The organism is Rhizobium sp. BK512, from assembly GCF_014194915.1.
Taxonomy (GTDB): domain Bacteria; phylum Pseudomonadota; class Alphaproteobacteria; order Rhizobiales; family Rhizobiaceae; genus Rhizobium.
In genome coordinates this window covers 62,991-78,217 of the sequence record NZ_JACIAS010000015.1, presented here as the reverse complement: position 1 = coordinate 78,217, position 15,227 = coordinate 62,991, and the positions used below count along the sequence as shown (strand labels likewise).

Here is a 15,227-nt window from a genome sequence, read left to right as displayed (position 1 = left end):
ATGAAAAAAGCTCTTGTTGCATCAGTGGCGCTAGTCGCGCTTTTCCCTCTCGGTGCAGCGGCACAGGAACGCACGCTGACCATTTCCGTCTATGCCTTTGCGCAGGACGATTACAAGACGATCGTCTATGACCCCTTCGAAGCCAAGTGCGGCTGCAAGCTCGTTGTCGAAACCGGCAACAGCGTCGAGCGCCTCGCCAAGATGGAAGCCAACAAGGCCAATCCGGTCGTCGATCTTGCTGCCGTCTCCATGGCCGATGGCCTTGCGGCTTCCCGCGCCGGCCTGATCGACAAGATCGATACCTCCAAGCTTGAAAATTTCTCCAGGCTCTACGATGTCGCCAAGGATCCGAACGGTGATGGCATGAGCGTCGGCTACACTTTCTATGCCACCTCGATTGCCTACCGCTCGGACAAGATGAAGATCGAGTCCTGGGCCGATCTCCTGAAGCCGGAATATGTCGGCCACGTAGCCTTCCCGAACGTCACGACCAACCAGGGCCCGCCGGCGCTCTACATGCTTGGTCTCGCACTCGGCAAGGACACGCCTGATCTCAAGGCGCCGATCGAAGCGCTCGGCGAAAAGAAGGACGAGATCGTTACTTTCTATGAAAAGTCTTCCCAGCTCGTGCAGTTGATGCAGCAGGAGGAGATCTGGGCCGCTCCGATCGGCCGTTTCTCCTGGGCAGGCTTCACCAAGCTCGACCTTCCCGTTGCCTGGGCAACCCCGAAGGAAGGCCAGACCGGCGGCATGAACGTGTTGGTCATGACCAAGGGTTCGAAGAACCAGGATCTCGCCCTGCAGTTCATGGACTTCTGGCTCTCGACCGACGTCCAGACCAAGCTCGCCGAAAAGCTCATCGACAGCCCGGCGAACAAGGAGGTCAAGGTCTCCGACAAGGTCGCCAACAACATCACCTATGGCGAAGACACCGCCAAGAACCTGAAGCTGATCCCGTCCGCAGCCGCACTCGACAACCGCAATGGCTGGCTGAAGGAATGGAACGAAAAGGTCGGCCAGTAAGCCTCTGCTGACATCGGTCCCGGCACCCACCGGGACCGCCCTTCCCCGCTCGAAAGGCGTCTCATGTTCCAGAACCGAGCAGAAGCCCTGGCGCTTGCCCTGCCGGCCGCGATCTTCGCTGCCGTAGTCTTTCTGCTGCCCGTCGCGATCCTGCTGTCCGAAGGCTTTCGCAGCGACGGCGCGTGGACGCTCGCCGCCTATACGGATTTCTTCTCGCAAACGCTGAACCGCACCGTTTTCTTCCGCACCTTCCGGCTCGGCCTGGAAGTGACGGCGGTGTCGGCCATCATCGGTTATGCCGCCGCCTTTGCAATCGTCAATCTTCCTCCGAAGGGCAAGGGCCGCATGATCGGGCTAGTCACTCTGCCGCTGATGATCTCGCCGGTTGCGCGCACCTATGCCTGGATTGTCATTCTCGGCCGCACCGGCATCGTCAATGAAGCGATCACTGGCCTGGGTCTGAGCGCGGAGCCGCTGCGCCTGCTCTTCACCGAGACTGCCGTCTTTATCGGCCTCCTGCAGCTTTTCCTGCCGCTGATGATCCTGTCGCTCATCAGCGCACTCGAGAACATGCCGAAGGATGCCATTCCGGCCGCCCGCGTGCTCGGCGCAAACTGGTTCCAGGTCTTCCGGAAGGTCATTCTGCCGCTCACCAGGGAAGGCCTCGTCGTCGGTGGCACGCTGGTCTTCACCGGCTCGCTGACGGCCTATATCACGCCCGCCATTCTCGGCGGCTCCAAGGTGCTGATGCTGGAGACGCTGATGTACCAGCAGGTTTCCGTTGCCAATAATTTCGTTTCGGCGAGTGTCATCGCGTTCATCCTGATCGTCATGAGCTTTGCCGCCAATATCCTGCTGAAACGCCTTGCAACCGCGAGGAACCGCCGATGAGCATCCGCCTCCTTTCGCCTGTCGTGCTGCTCCTGCTGCTGATCTTCCTGATCGGCCCCTTTCTGATCATCATCGCGGCTTCGCTTTCCGCCGGCGACACGTTGGCTTTCCCGCCCCAGGGCCTGTCGCTGCGCTGGGTTGCCAAGGTCTTCACCATCGACAGCTTCCGCGACAGCTTTGCCATGTCGATGTTCCTGGCGGTCTTCGGGACGCTGGCAGCCCTCATCCTCGGCATTCCCGCCGCCTATGCGCTAGCGCGCTATCGGCTGCCGGGTTCGGAAACGGTCAGAACAATCGTCTCGCTGCCGATCATCGTGCCCGGTATCATCGTCGGTCTGGCGCTGCTGCGCTATCTCGTCGTGCCCTTCGGCTTCAACATCACGCTAGCGCTCTTCTTCGCCCATACCGCCCTGGTGCTGCCCTATGCCGTGCGTGTCGTGTCCGCAAGCCTCGGTAACCTGCGCTCCGATATCGAGGAAGCGGCCGTCCTGCTCGGTTCCTCCCGGCTCGGCGCCTTCTTCCGCGTCGTGATGCCGAATATCCGCGGCGGCATTCTGGCTGCCTTCATCCTCGGCTTCGTCACCAGCTTCAATCAGGTTCCGGTCTCCCTGTTCCTCTCCGGCCCTGGCGTGCGCACGCTGCCGATCGACATGCTGGGCTACATGGAAACTACCTACGACCCCTCCATTGCGGCGCTCTCGGCGCTGCTCGCCTTCCTTTCGATCGGCATCGTCTTCCTCGCCGAACGCTTCCTGGGATTCTCTCGCTATGTCTGATGCCTACCTTCAACTCGACAAGCTGACGCTGGCCTATGGCGATACGGTCGCGGTGAAGGACCTCGACCTGTCGATCGCTAGGGGCGAGTTGGTGGCGCTTCTCGGCCCTTCCGGCTGCGGCAAGACGACGACGATGCGCGCCATCGCCGGCCTGCTAAATCCGGCCTCCGGCCGCATCAATCTCGATGGCGCCGATATCACCCGCGTCTCCGCCAACAAACGCGCTGTCGGCCTCGTCTTCCAGTCCTACGCGCTTTTCCCGCATCTGACCGTTTATGAAAACGTTGCCTTCGGACTGCGGCTGAAGGGCCTTCGTGGTGATGATCTGGACGGCAAGGTCAATGCCGGCATCAAATCCGTCGGCCTCGCAAAATTCGCCGGCCGCAAACCGGGCGAGCTCTCCGGCGGCCAGCAGCAACGTGTGGCGCTCGCGCGCTCCATGATCATGGAGCCAAAGGTGCTGCTGCTCGACGAGCCGCTTTCAAATCTCGACGCCCGCCTGCGCCTCGAAATGCGCGCCGAGTTGCAGCGTGTCCAGAAGGAGACGGGCGTGACGATGATCTTTGTCACCCATGACCAGGCGGAAGCGCTTGCCCTTGCCGACCGCATCATCGTCATGCTGAACGGCGGCATAGAGCAGATCGGCACGCCCGAAGACATCTACAACAGACCTGTTTCTTCCTTCGTTGCCGATTTCGTCGGCTTCGAGAATGTCTTTGCGTTGACGGACGGAAAGCTCGCGACGCCTGGTGGCGCAGTCGCTCTTTCGGCCGCAGCGCCCGACGGTGCGGCAGGCCTGGCCTGGCGGCCGCGTGCGGTGATCCTTGGTTCTGGTCCTTTCCAGGGCACCGTGCGCGGCACGTCCTTTGCCGGCAACAGCCGTGAATATCTGCTGGACAGCTCGCTCGGCCCGATCAAGGCCGAAGTGGACGCAGCCCTGCCGCAACACGAACTCGGCAGCACGATCGCCTTCGACCTGCCGGTCGCGGCTTCCGCAAGCCTCAAGCGTTTCGGGTGAGATCATGGGCGTCTGGATCGACACGGACATGGGGTTCGACGATATCGCCGCCATCATGGTGGTGACGAACGCCGAACTCGACATTGACGGCGTCTCGCTGGTTTTCGGCAATACGCCGCTGTCGCAGGTGTGCACCAATGCGGCGGGAGCCGCCAAGGCTTTCGGGTGGACGTTCCCAATCCATATCGGCCGCGAGATGCCCGTTCTCGGCAAGCTCGAGACGGCACAGGCGGTGCTCGGCGAGAGCGGTATCCCGACAACGGGCAGGCACCTGCCGCCGGCCCCGAGCCTGCCGGACAGCGACGCCTTTATCGCCCTTTGCCGCTGGCTTGAACTGGAAGGCCCTCATCGTATCCTGGCGCTCGGGCCGCTGACGAATATCGCCGCACTGGCGCTCGCCCGCCCCGATCTCGCCGCCCGCATCACTGAACTCGTCTGGATGGGCGGCGGCGTCACCACCGGCAACCACACCGCCTCGGCGGAATTCAATGCGCTCGCCGACCCCGAAGCACTGGCAATCGTCATCGCCCACAATCTGCCGCTGCGCATGGTCGATCTCGACCTTTGCCGCAAGGTTCTGGCAAAACCTGAGGACGCCGATCCGGTCCGTACCGCCGGTGGTGTCAATGCCGAGCTGATCGCCGATATGTTTGCCGGCTACATCAGGATCGGCACCAGCCGCGGCCGTCCTGCCATGGCGATCTACGATCCCTCTGCCGCCGTCGCCTTCGTCGCTCCGCAGGTGGTGAGCTTTCGCCATGCCCGCATCGATGCAGAACTGCAGGGGCAATATACCCGCGGTCGCACCGTCGTTGAAACCCGCGCCACTCATGCAACGTTCAACGCTGAGTTCGCCGCCGACATCGATGCCGATATGGCACGTGTCATGATTCTCGCCGCCCTGGTCAATGAGGCCCGCAAATGACCGCAAACCCGCGCCAGGAACCCGCCGATCTCAACGAACCAGCATTACGCGCCCGCGCCGTGGCGGCTGCACGCGGCGACAGCCCCTTTGATATGCTTGTTACCGGCGGCCGCATCCTCGATGCCGTCACCGGCCTGATCCGCGAGGCCGATATCGGCCTCGTCGGTGCGATAATCGCAAGTGTTCATGCACCGACAAGCCGCACCGATGCCGCGAAAGTGCTCGATGCAACGGGCGCCATCGTCTCGCCCGGCCTCATCGATACGCATATGCATATCGAAAGCTCGATGGTTACGCCGGCTGAATATGCCGAAGCTGTGTTGCCGCGCGGTGTGACGACGATCGTCTGGGATCCGCATGAATTCGGCAACGTCCACGGCCTGGACGGCGTGCGCTGGGCGATCGAAGCCTCACGCAATCTGCCGCTGCGCATGATCCTGCTTGCCCCTTCTTGCGTGCCGTCAGCACCCGGACTTGAGCTGGCAGGAGCGGACTTCGACGCCTCTGTTATCGGCGAGCTGCTGCGCTCACCGGCAATCGGCGGCGTGGCAGAGGTCATGAACATGCGGGGCGTCATCAATGGCGATCCGCGCATGACCGATATCGTCAATGCAGGTCTTGCTTCCGGCAAGCTCGTCTGCGGCCATGCCCGCGGGCTTGACGGTGCCGACCTCAACGCCTTCATGGCAGCCGGCATCACCTCCGATCACGAGCTGACATCGGGTGCCGATCTGCTGCAGAAGCTGGCCGCCGGCATGACGATCGAGCTGCGCGGCTCGCACGATCATCTGCTGGAGGAATTTGTCGAGGCGTTGAACGACATCGGCCACCTTCCGCCGACGGTCACGCTCTGCACCGACGATGTCTTTCCCGACGAGCTCTATCAGAATGGCGGCCTCGATGATGTCCTGCGCCGCCTCGTCCGCTACGGCATGCGCCCGGAATGGGCGCTGCGCGCCGCTACTTTCAACGCCGCACAGCGCATGAAGCGTGCCGACCTCGGGCTCATCGCCCCCGGTCGCCGCGCCGATCTCGTGCTGTTCGAGGACATGACCGATTTTACCGCCCGCGCCGTCATCGCCAGCGGTCGGCTGGTTGCCGAGAACGGCGCAGTCAAGGATCCGATCCAACCGCTCGATGCCACACCGCTCATGCATTCGGTCAAGCTCGCAGCGCTTGCCGAAGACGACTTCCGCATTCCCGCCAACGGCACCAAAGTCCGCCTTGCGACGATCGACCGTCCACGTTTTACGCAGTGGGGCGAAGCAGTTGCCGATGTCCGCGACGGCTTCGTTGTGCCGCCGGCCGGCAGCGCCATGATAGCAGTTGCACATCGTCACGGGTTGGCTGACGGCAAGCCGCGTGTCGGCTTTCTGACCGGCTGGGGTGAGTGGCGCGGCGCCTTCTGTACCACCGTCTCGCACGACAGCCATAACCTCACCGTCTTCGGCGGAAATGCGCAAGATATGGCGATTGCGGCAAACGCTGTCATCGAAGCCGGCGGCGGCATGGCCGTCGCAAAGGACGGCCGCATCGAAGCCCTGCTGCCCCTGCCGCTCTCCGGCCTCGTAACCGATGCCTCCCTGAAGAAAACCGCCGAAAGCTTCGCCGCCATCCGCAAGGCCATGGAGAAAATCGTCGACTGGCAGCCGCCCTACCTGGTCTTCAAGGCGTGCTTCGGGGCCACGCTGGCCTGCAATATCGGCCCCCACCAGACCGACCGCGGCATTGCCGATGTCACCACTGGCAAGGTACTGGAAAACCCAATTCTGGAAACCTTCTGAGGCACCTACGCCTCAGCCTTGAGCTCTCGCTCCACCAGTGACACCCAGTAAGCCACACCATATCCCAGCGCCTCGTCGTTGAAGTCGTAGGCCGTATTGTGATGCAGCGCTCCATCGACAGCCGGGCCGTTGCCGAGCCAGACATAACAGCCGGGCGCATTTTGTCCGAAGAAAGCGAAATCATCCCCGGCAGTCGATGGCGGAAAGCTGGTACGCACCTTTTCACCGAACACTGCCTGTGCAGCACCAAGCGCTCGCGCCGCCGCATCCGCATCATTGACGACCGGCGGAATGCGGCGTTCGAATTCATAGTCTGCCAAAATGCCGAACATGGCGGCTGTGCCGCACGCCAGACGGCCGATTTCGACCTCAAGCTGATCGCGTACTTCGGGCGCATAAGCCCGCGCCGTCCCGCCGATCTCGACAATGTCGGGGATGACGTTCAAGGCCTTCGGGTTGCCGGCCTGGACCGAGCAGGCGCTGACGACCGCTGGCTGAAGCGGATCGACGACGCGCCCGACGATGGTTTGTAGCGACGACAGGAAGGTGCCGGCAGCGGTAATCGGGTCGCGACCGAGATGCGGCTTTGCGCCATGGGTGCCTGTCCCACGAAAGCGGACGCGCCAGCTGTCCGAAGACGCAAGCTGCGGCCCCTCGACAACGGCAATTTCGTCAACGGCAAGCCCCGGCATATTGTGCAGCCCATAGATGGCGTCACAGGGAAACTGCTTGAACAACCCCTCCTCTACCATGCGCTTCGCACCGCCACGGCCCTCTTCGGCCGGTTGGAAGATGAAATGGACAGTACCGGAAAAACCGCGCGTTTCAGCCAGATGCCGTGCCGCACCAAGCAGCATCACCGTATGCCCGTCATGACCGCAGGCATGCATCTTGCCCGGCACGGTCGACTTGTAGGGACGATCTGACGTCTCCGGCATGGCGAGCGCATCCATGTCTGCTCTCAGCCCGATCGTGCGCGTGCCATTGCCGATCTGCAGCGTTCCGACGACACCGGTTCCACCGAGGCCGCGGTGCACTTGGATGCCCGCCTCTTTGAGGAGCTTGGCAACGATATCGCTGGTGCGCTCCTCCTCGAATCCCAGCTCGGGATGGGCATGCAGATCGCGGCGAAGGGTGGTGAGAAAAGGCAGATCGTTGCTGATCCGGGCGGGGATGCTCATGAGCCTGGATATCCTGTCAAGCGAAACGGGCGCCCGACGGCGCCCGCATCAGATCGTTCTTTTTTCAACAAACGGACCGTCAGCGCAAGCCCTCATGCCTCTTCGACGAAGACCTCTTCGCGCTTGCGCTTGACGCTCGGCAGGAAGACGATGATCAGCACCGCCACCGCAATCGTCAGCAGGATAGCGCTGATCGGCCGTGTGACGAAGGTCGTCGCGTCGCCGCGCGACAGGATCATGGCACGCCGCAGGTTTTCCTCGAGCAGCGGCCCGAGCACGAAGCCGAGCAGCAACGGCGCCGGCTCGCAGCGGAGTTTTGCGAGCACGTAGCCGATGAGGCCGAAGAAGGCGACGGCATAGAGGTCGTAGACGTTGGAATTGACGCTGTAGACCCCGATCGAGCAGAAGGCCATGATGATGGGGAAGAGCACGTAGTAAGGCACCGTCAACAGCTTCACCCACAGGCCGATTAGCGGCAGGTTGAGGATGACGAGCATCAGGTTGCCGATCCACATGGAAGCGATGATGCCCCAGAAGAGCGCCGGCTGCTCCGTCGCCACATTCGGTCCCGGCACTATGCCCTGGATGATCATCGCACCGACCATCAGCGCCATGACAGGGTTTGCCGGAATGCCGAGCGTCAAGAGCGGAATGAACGAGGTCTGCGCGCCCGCATTGTTGGCCGATTCCGGCCCAGCGACGCCGGCGACCGCTCCGTGACCAAATTCCTCCGGTTTCTTGGAAACGCGCTTTTCAACTGTATAGGAAGCGAAAGAAGCGAGGATTGCCCCGCCACCCGGCAGGATGCCAAGCGCCGAGCCGATCACCGTGCCGCGAATGATCGGCGCGATCATCTCCTTGAATTCTTCCTTGGATGGCAACAGCCCCGAGACTTTTGCCATCAGCACGGTGCGGGTCTTCTCCCCTTCCAGATTGCGCAGGATTTCCGCAATGCCGAAGACACCGACAGCAAGCGCCACGAAGTTCAGTCCGTCGGCATATTCGCGAATGCCGAGCGTGAAGCGCGGCGTGCCGGTATAGATATCCGTGCCAACGAGACCGAGCAGCAGCCCGAGCGCCACCATCGCCAGCGCCTTGACGACCGAGCCATGCGCAAGTGCGATGGAAGAAACGAGGCCGACGATCATCAGCGAGAAATATTCCGCCGAGCCGAATTGCAGCGCGATCGCGGTCAGCGGTGGCGCGAAAACCGCCACGAGAAAGGTCGAGACCGAGCCGGCGAAGAAGGAGCCGAGCGCGGCAATTGCGAGCGCCGCGCCGGCCCTGCCCTTCCGCGCCATCTGATAGCCATCGATGGCAGTCACGGCAGAAGAGGATTCGCCCGGCATGTTGATGAGGATCGCCGTCGTCGAGCCGCCGTATTGGGCACCGTAATAGATACCGGCCAGCATGATGAGCGAGGAGACCGGCTCAAGCTGGAAGGTGATGGGCAGCAGCATGGCGATCGTTGCCGTCGCACCAATGCCTGGGAGCACGCCGATCAGCGTGCCGAGCAGCACACCGATCAGGCAGAAAAGCAGATTTTCCGGGCTTGCCGCCGTGTAGAAGCCGAGAGCGAGATTGCTGAAAAGTTCCATACCCGCCTCCTAGAACCGAACCCAAGGGCCGAAACGTTCGAAAGGCAGCCCGAGCGCATAGCTGAAGACCGCAACCGAAAAGATCGTCAGCAGCAGCGAAAGAACCAGCGCTAACAGCACATTCATGCGACTGGACGCAAAGCAAGCGATGAAGGCCGTCAGGAAAATTGCCGGAGCAAAACCGAGCCCACGCACCGTCAATCCGAAGAAGACCGGTGCCGGCAGGATGAAGAGCATACCGCGCCAGGCGAATGGTTCGATCGGCTCACCCTGAACCCGCACGGCCTGAACGAGAATGACAAGGCCGAGCAGGACGAGAATGCCCGAGAGAACAAGTGGGAAATAACCCGGGCCCATGCGCAACGCCGTACCGAGATCGAGGTCCAGCGACTGATAGGCAAAGAAGGCACCGGTTGCGGCGAGCAATGCGCCGCAGATGACATTGGTGGTGTCGAAACTGAGGGATTTCATAGTGTCTCCTGGTGTTGGAGATGGAGCGTCGCCGCTGATATCGGACTGCGCAAACACCCTCCTCCCGGCCGGGAGGAGGGTGCGAATGTCGCAGTCAGGCTCAGTCCGCGTATTCGCCGGCTGCTTCGATGACAGGCTTCCAGCGGGCGATTTCGCTCTCGAGCTTCGCCTTCAGTGCAGCCGGCGTTGCTTCGGCGTCCGAAGAGGGAGCCGTGCCGAGTTCGGCGAAGCGGGCAGCGACGTTCGGATCCTTCAGCGCGACCTGCAACGACTTCGACAGGCGCTCGTTGATTTCAGCCGGCGTACCCTTCGGCGTATAGATGCCGTGCCAGATGCCGACTTCGAAGCCCGGCAGGCCGGCTTCGACAGCGGTCGGAATGTCCTTGAGCACATCGAGGCGAGCCGGCGAGGTCACGGCATAGGCCTTGATCGTGCCGCCCTTGATCTGCTTCGTCGTATTGGTCGTCTGGTCGCACATGATATCGACCTGGCCGCCGAGAAGATCGGTCATCGCCGGGCCGGTTCCCTTGTAGGGAACGGTCGTCAGTGGCGTCTGGATGGCACTCATGAACATCATGCCGCAAAGGTGGGATGCGGCGCCGATACCGGCATTGGCGACGGTGACCTTGTCCTTGTTCGCCTTCACATAATCGATCAGGCTCTTGAGATCGGCCGGTTCGAAATCCTTGCGGGCAACGATCGTCATCGGAACATCGGTGACGAGACCGACATAGTCGAACGCTCCAAGCGTATCGTAGGCAAGCTTGCGGTAAAGTGTGGCGCTTGTCGCCATGCCGATGTGATGCAGCAGGATCGTATAGCCATCGGGATCGGCATCGGCAACGCGGCCGGCGCCGAGCGTGCCACCGGCGCCGCCGACATTTTCGACGACGATCTGCTGGCCAAGATCCTTCGACATGGATTCAGCAACGAGGCGCGCAACAGTATCTGTCGGGCCGCCGGCGGCGAAAGGGACAACCATGGTGATTGTGCGCTCAGGATAGGTCTGGGCCGAAGCGGCATACGAAAGAAGCGAAACGGCAGCGGCGGCAGTGGCGCCGAGCATGGCCTTCAGGATTTTCATCGTTTTCCTCCCTGATGAAAATAGGTTCGTCCCGCCGGCGCATCCTCCGCACCGGCCCGGATGACCCATTTGCAGGCCGTGAAGCTGCGCCTTCAATTGCCGCACGCAGGAAGGAATGAGGATTTTGCGCCAGTGCGCCGCAACATGGGTCGATTTGGAAACAAATGATTAAAGCGATGGGTGGAAATCCACCCATCGCTCGCTGCTCACCGGTTCGGCGGCAGAACGACCTCGCCCGTTTCGAGCAGCGATTTGAGGTTGGAGAGAATTTGTGGCCACCCGCCAGAGACCGCGCCGATGAACTTGGAGCCCTCTACCGGCATCGAATGCGTCAGCGTTAGCCTTACCGCCTCACCGACCGGCTCGAGTTCGATCACACATTCAGAAAATCCTTCTGCCTTGAGCTCCGGCCTGAACTCGTTATGCCACTTCAGGACGAGCCGCTTGGGCGGATCGAATTCAAGGATTTCGCCTGTATCGGTGACAGTTCCGTCGGAATAGCGCATCTGCCAGGCAGAACCGGCCTTCCAATCGGTTTCGAACTGCACCCCGAGCCAGAATTTCTTCATGAATTCCGTCGTCGTAAGGGCCGACCAGAGTTGATCCGGTGTGGTGCGGATATAGGTGACGTAGTTGAATGCGCTGCCTGCCATGATGATACTCCCTTTTGGCCAAGGCTTGGTCACACCTCGCCGGCAGGCTGGACGTCTCATTCGTCCTTGCTGCCTTCGAGGCTCTTCTTGAGATCGGAGAGCGCCTCTAATGCACGGCGCTCGAATTTGCTGATCCAGCGGTCCGCGATCTCGTTGATCGGAACCGGATTGATGTAATGCAGCTTCTCGCGCCCCTGCCGGCGCGTGGAGACGAGATTTGCTTCTTCGAGAATGCCGAGATGCTTCGCCACTGCCTGACGCGTCATCTCCAGCCCTTCGCACAATTCGCCGAGCGTCTGGCCGTTGCGCGCATGCAGGCGATCCAGCAGCCGTCGCCTGCTGCCATCCGCCAGAGCTCGAAAAACCGCATCTTCATCCATCTAGATATGGAACCATTTGGTTGCCTATTGCAGTCTTATAGGCAACCAAATGGTTGCCTGTCAAGATCTGAGTCGAGAGAGACACCTACACAGGCGCAATCAGCATCAAATCTGTAAGGGATCAAAGCTCGCGGCGCATCTCGCCGGCCATCTCATTGGCCAGAAGCTTCTTGTCGAGGCCGTATTTCTGCATCTTCTCGTAAAGCGTCTTGCGCGAAATGCCGAGCGATTCATAGACCGGCCTCAGGCTGCCGTTATGCGCGACAAGTGCACTGGCGATGACGCCGCGCTCGAATTCCGCCACACGCTCGGCAAGTCCCGCAGCTTCCGCCTGCCTGCCGCCGCCATCAAGTCCGAGCACAAAGCGGTCAGCGGCGTTGCGCAATTCACGGACATTGCCTGGCCAGTCACGCTGGGCGACATCCGAAATCACATCCGGCGGCACGGCCATGTCGTCTTTGCCATAACGCGCGGCCGCCTCCCTGACGAGTTGCATGAAGAGCAGCGGCACATCGGCCCGGCGTTGCGAAAGCGACGGCACATGAATGGTCGCAACATTCAGGCGGTAGAGGAGATCGGCGCGGAATCGGCCGCAAGCGACTTCCGCTTCAAGATCGACCTTGCTTGTGGCGATGAACCGCACGTCGAGCGGTACGGTTTCATTCGATCCGAGGCGGGAAATCATTCTCTCCTGCAGCACGCGGAGGAACTTCGCCTGCAGATCGAACGGCATGGAGCCGATCTCGTCAAGCAGGATGGTGCCGCCCCGCCCATGCTCGAACTTGCCGTAACGCGGTCGCACAGCCCCCGGAAAGGCACCGGCCTCGTGCCCGAAGAGCTCGCTTTCGATCAGGTTTGCCGGAAGTGCCGCACAGTTGATGGCGATAAAGGGTCGACTGGCCCGTGCGCTGATATCGTGCATCGCGCGTGCCACCACTTCCTTGCCGACACCGGTGTCGCCGACCACAAGCGTATCGGCGTCACTCGCCCCGATTGCACGGATACGGTAGCGCAGATCGACCATGATCTGCGTTCGCCCCGGCAGCCTTGCCTCAATATCGTCGCGCTTGCCGGCAACGGCCTTAAGCAACCGGTTCTCCAGCACGAGGCTACGCCGTTCCATGGCACGGCGGATGACGCCGGCGAGCATCTGCGGCGTGAACGGCTTCTCGATGAAGTCATAGGCGCCCTCGCGCATCGCCTTCACGGCAAGCTGCACATCGCCGTGGCCGGTGACGAGAATGACGGGCACCTCGGTATCGAGTTCACGGATCTTCTGCATCAACGTCATGCCGTCCATGCCCGGCATGCGGATATCGGTCACGACGACACCGGGAAAACTGTAGCCGATGAGTTCCAGCACATGATCCGCATTGGAGAAGGTTTCGACGTTGAAGCCCGAAAGTTCCAGTGCCTGTGCCGTCGAGCGGCGCAACTCCTCCTCATCATCGACGAGCAATATCTTCTGTTCGTTCATTCAGCCGCCTCCGGCATCGAGCCCGCCGCAGCCGAAAGCTCGATGCGAAACACGGCCCCGCCCTCCGGATGGTTGGAGACGGTCAGGCTGCCACCGAAATCCTTGATGATGTTGTAGGAGATGGAGAGCCCGAGGCCGAGCCCCTTGCCGACGCCCTTGGTCGTGAAGAACGGATCGAAGATGCGCTCGGCAATCGCTGCCGGCACACCAGGTCCATGATCGCGAACGGTCAACACCACCCTGCCCGCCTCCTCGATAGCCGAAACCTCAATGCACCGGTTTTCCAGCCCCTCGACGGCATCCGCAGCATTCGAAATCACGTTGACCAACACCTGCTGCAGACGCACCGAGCCGGCCTTGACCACTGGCGGCCGGGCTCCAAGATGCAGCCGCAGATCGGCATCCGCGGCCTTGAGCCGCCAGGCGATGATCTCCAGGGTGTCGCGGATCGCCTCGTCGAGCGGCACGGGGCCGAGCTTCTCATTGGGTTTGCGTGCAAAATTGCGCAGGTGCCGGCTGATCGAAGCCATACGGTCGATCAGCCCGCCGATACGCTGGATATTGTCCTGTGCCTCCTCCGTGCGCCCGCGCTCCAGCAGCACGGCGGCACTGTCCGTATAGGTCTTGGCGGCGGCGAGCGGCTGGTTGAACTCATGCGAAAGCGCCGCCGACATCTGACCGAGGCCGGCAAGCTTTCCAGCCTGGATGAGGTCAGCCTGTGTCTGGCGCAACTGCTGCTCGGTCAGGCGTCGCTCGGCAATCTCTTCCTCGATGCGGCTGTTGACGCGGGCAAGATCCGCCGTGCGTTCCTCGACACGCCGTTCCAGCTGGTTTCGCGCCTCGGCCTGCAGCTGTAGCCGCTCTGCAAGACGCATCCGGCGCTGCCGAAGAATGGCAAATGTCAGAGCAGCAATGCAGAGAATGAGGAAGATGACAACGAGTGCGGTTCGGGCCTGCGCACGGATGGAACTCGTGTCCATGAGCACGTTTACAGTCCAGTCTTCAGCCGGCATGTAGTGCGAAAGAACGAGATATTCGCTTTGACCGCGATCGCTCGCCAACGTCATCAGATCATGCTCTTCGAATCGATGGCGGATAACCGGCAGTTCGACGAGCCGCGCATTGGCATAGCGCCGCGAGGCCTCGGTGCGTGCCACCCGATCCGAACTCAGCGGCAGGATCGCCCCATAGAGCCAGTCCGGACTATCGGACATGAAGATGATGCCCTCGGGGTCGGAGACGAAGATGCGATATTCACCGCCGCTCCAGGAGGATTCGATGACGTCGATATCAACCTTGAACACGATGACGCCGCGGATCTCGCCATCCACCCGGATCGGCGAGGAGAAATAATAGCCGCGCTTCAGCGAGGTTGTACCAAGGGCATAGAAACGGGCCTGATGCCCGCCGATCGCCTCCTGGAAATAGGGACGGTAGCTGAAATTCTCGCCGACGAAACTGCCCGGGCCATCATAATTGCTGGCGGCAATCGTCTCCCCATCCGGTCGCACCACGTAGATATCGGAGGATTTCAGCAGCCCGTTGATTTCCTTGAGGTAGAGATTGGCGTTGTCCCGCAGAGGACGGTCGTCCGGCCGGCTCACCAGCTCCTTGATATCGTCGTGGTCGGCAATCAGTGCCGGCAAGGCTTCGTAACGGCTGAGATGTCCACTCAGTGCCGAGACAGCGAGCCGGAGCGCCGTACCCGCCTGTGCCGAGGCTTCACCCATATAGGCGCGCGTGGCGACGGCGCTCCCATAATAGAAGAAAGCGAAAATCAGTAGGGGTGCGGCGCAAAGCGCCGCAATGATACGATAGCGCGAAGACAGGGTCTCGCTCCTCCCTTTCAGCCTCCGCTCCCCGTGGAGGCATAACCCGGCGGCTTCAACTGTAATGAGCGCGGTGGAGATTTCCAAGAGGTGCCGAAAGTTGACACATGTCAGGTGCGCATGTCTGATTGCCGCGC

At 61.6% G+C, this 15,227-nt stretch carries 14 protein-coding genes; 6 read left to right on the top strand and 8 right to left on the bottom strand.

Annotated elements, in window-relative coordinates; all coding sequences use genetic code 11:
• From FHX06_RS34625 to FHX06_RS34600, 6 genes are all read left to right on the top strand, one after another.
• On the top strand, positions 1 to 1,023 hold the full coding sequence (locus tag FHX06_RS34625; protein ID WP_112546033.1) for an ABC transporter substrate-binding protein: 1,023 nt from the start codon (positions 1 to 3) through the stop codon (positions 1,021 to 1,023).
• A gap of 63 nt (positions 1,024 to 1,086) precedes the next feature.
• Positions 1,087 to 1,914 (top strand): ABC transporter permease, encoded by an 828-nt coding sequence (locus tag FHX06_RS34620; RefSeq protein ID WP_183882562.1) that lies wholly within the window; start codon positions 1,087 to 1,089, stop codon positions 1,912 to 1,914.
• The gene (locus FHX06_RS34615; RefSeq protein ID WP_112546035.1) at positions 1,911 to 2,690 is read left to right on the top strand and encodes an ABC transporter permease; all 780 of its coding nucleotides are present in this window, start codon (positions 1,911 to 1,913) and stop codon (positions 2,688 to 2,690) included. Before FHX06_RS34620 ends, FHX06_RS34615 begins: the two co-directional genes overlap by 4 nt.
• The gene (locus tag FHX06_RS34610) at positions 2,683 to 3,708 is read left to right on the top strand and encodes an ABC transporter ATP-binding protein (RefSeq protein ID WP_183882560.1); all 1,026 of its coding nucleotides are present in this window, start codon (positions 2,683 to 2,685) and stop codon (positions 3,706 to 3,708) included. The genes FHX06_RS34615 and FHX06_RS34610 overlap by 8 nt, the downstream gene beginning before the upstream one ends.
• A 4-nt stretch (positions 3,709 to 3,712) precedes the next feature.
• Complete coding sequence (locus FHX06_RS34605) at positions 3,713 to 4,633, top strand: nucleoside hydrolase (RefSeq protein WP_183850579.1); 921 nt, start codon at positions 3,713 to 3,715, stop codon at positions 4,631 to 4,633.
• Positions 4,630 to 6,417 (top strand): adenine deaminase, encoded by a 1,788-nt coding sequence (locus FHX06_RS34600; RefSeq protein ID WP_183882558.1) that lies wholly within the window; start codon positions 4,630 to 4,632, stop codon positions 6,415 to 6,417. Before FHX06_RS34605 ends, FHX06_RS34600 begins: the two co-directional genes overlap by 4 nt.
• Before the next feature lie 5 nt (positions 6,418 to 6,422).
• Here the strand turns inward: FHX06_RS34600 and FHX06_RS34595 are convergent, their stop codons facing one another.
• The 8 genes from FHX06_RS34595 to FHX06_RS34560 all read right to left on the bottom strand — a co-directional run bounded on the left by FHX06_RS34595 (position 6,423) and on the right by FHX06_RS34560 (position 15,177).
• A complete protein-coding gene (locus tag FHX06_RS34595; RefSeq protein ID WP_183882556.1) occupies positions 6,423 to 7,598 on the bottom strand; it encodes a M20 aminoacylase family protein in 1,176 nt (391 codons plus the stop codon).
• A gap of 92 nt (positions 7,599 to 7,690) precedes the next feature.
• A complete protein-coding gene (locus FHX06_RS34590; protein WP_112972094.1) occupies positions 7,691 to 9,196 on the bottom strand; it encodes a tripartite tricarboxylate transporter permease in 1,506 nt (501 codons plus the stop codon).
• A gap of 9 nt (positions 9,197 to 9,205) precedes the next feature.
• Entirely contained in the window at positions 9,206 to 9,667 is a 462-nt protein-coding gene (locus FHX06_RS34585) for a tripartite tricarboxylate transporter TctB family protein (protein WP_112546041.1), read from the bottom strand.
• 100 nt (positions 9,668 to 9,767) lie between these two features.
• Positions 9,768 to 10,751 (bottom strand): tripartite tricarboxylate transporter substrate-binding protein, encoded by a 984-nt coding sequence (locus FHX06_RS34580; RefSeq protein WP_113117458.1) that lies wholly within the window; start codon positions 10,749 to 10,751, stop codon positions 9,768 to 9,770.
• A 206-nt stretch (positions 10,752 to 10,957) separates the two neighbouring features.
• Entirely contained in the window at positions 10,958 to 11,404 is a 447-nt protein-coding gene (locus FHX06_RS34575) for an SRPBCC family protein (RefSeq protein WP_113117457.1), read from the bottom strand.
• A 56-nt stretch (positions 11,405 to 11,460) separates the two neighbouring features.
• The gene (locus FHX06_RS34570; protein WP_183882554.1) at positions 11,461 to 11,784 is read right to left on the bottom strand and encodes an ArsR/SmtB family transcription factor; all 324 of its coding nucleotides are present in this window, start codon (positions 11,782 to 11,784) and stop codon (positions 11,461 to 11,463) included.
• 121 nt (positions 11,785 to 11,905) lie between these two features.
• Positions 11,906 to 13,261: a sigma-54-dependent transcriptional regulator gene (locus FHX06_RS34565; RefSeq protein ID WP_112546044.1), complete on the bottom strand. Its 1,356-nt coding sequence runs from the start codon at positions 13,259 to 13,261 to the stop codon at positions 11,906 to 11,908.
• Positions 13,258 to 15,177 carry an ATP-binding protein gene (locus tag FHX06_RS34560; RefSeq protein ID WP_409564451.1) on the bottom strand — a complete coding sequence of 640 codons (1,920 nt, stop codon included), beginning with the start codon at positions 15,175 to 15,177 and terminating at the stop codon, positions 13,258 to 13,260. The genes FHX06_RS34565 and FHX06_RS34560 overlap by 4 nt, the downstream gene beginning before the upstream one ends.
• Positions 15,178 to 15,227: the final 50 nt, after the last annotated feature.

What these genes read in the sequence shown, in the direction of transcription:
- FHX06_RS34625 (WP_112546033.1), top strand. Translation starts at nt 1, where the DNA reads ATGAAAAAAGCTCTTGTTGCATCAGTGGCGCTAGTCGCGCTTTTCCCT.
- FHX06_RS34620 (WP_183882562.1), top strand. Translation starts at nt 1,087, where the DNA reads ATGTTCCAGAACCGAGCAGAAGCCCTGGCGCTTGCCCTGCCGGCCGCG.
- FHX06_RS34615 (WP_112546035.1), top strand. Translation starts at nt 1,911, where the DNA reads ATGAGCATCCGCCTCCTTTCGCCTGTCGTGCTGCTCCTGCTGCTGATC.
- FHX06_RS34610 (WP_183882560.1), top strand. Translation starts at nt 2,683, where the DNA reads ATGTCTGATGCCTACCTTCAACTCGACAAGCTGACGCTGGCCTATGGC.
- FHX06_RS34605 (WP_183850579.1), top strand. Translation starts at nt 3,713, where the DNA reads ATGGGCGTCTGGATCGACACGGACATGGGGTTCGACGATATCGCCGCC.
- FHX06_RS34600 (WP_183882558.1), top strand. Translation starts at nt 4,630, where the DNA reads ATGACCGCAAACCCGCGCCAGGAACCCGCCGATCTCAACGAACCAGCA.
- FHX06_RS34595 (WP_183882556.1), bottom strand. Translation starts at nt 7,598, where the DNA reads ATGAGCATCCCCGCCCGGATCAGCAACGATCTGCCTTTTCTCACCACC.
- FHX06_RS34590 (WP_112972094.1), bottom strand. Translation starts at nt 9,196, where the DNA reads ATGGAACTTTTCAGCAATCTCGCTCTCGGCTTCTACACGGCGGCAAGC.
- FHX06_RS34585 (WP_112546041.1), bottom strand. Translation starts at nt 9,667, where the DNA reads ATGAAATCCCTCAGTTTCGACACCACCAATGTCATCTGCGGCGCATTG.
- FHX06_RS34580 (WP_113117458.1), bottom strand. Translation starts at nt 10,751, where the DNA reads ATGAAAATCCTGAAGGCCATGCTCGGCGCCACTGCCGCCGCTGCCGTT.
- FHX06_RS34575 (WP_113117457.1), bottom strand. Translation starts at nt 11,404, where the DNA reads ATGGCAGGCAGCGCATTCAACTACGTCACCTATATCCGCACCACACCG.
- FHX06_RS34570 (WP_183882554.1), bottom strand. Translation starts at nt 11,784, where the DNA reads ATGGATGAAGATGCGGTTTTTCGAGCTCTGGCGGATGGCAGCAGGCGA.
- FHX06_RS34565 (WP_112546044.1), bottom strand. Translation starts at nt 13,261, where the DNA reads ATGAACGAACAGAAGATATTGCTCGTCGATGATGAGGAGGAGTTGCGC.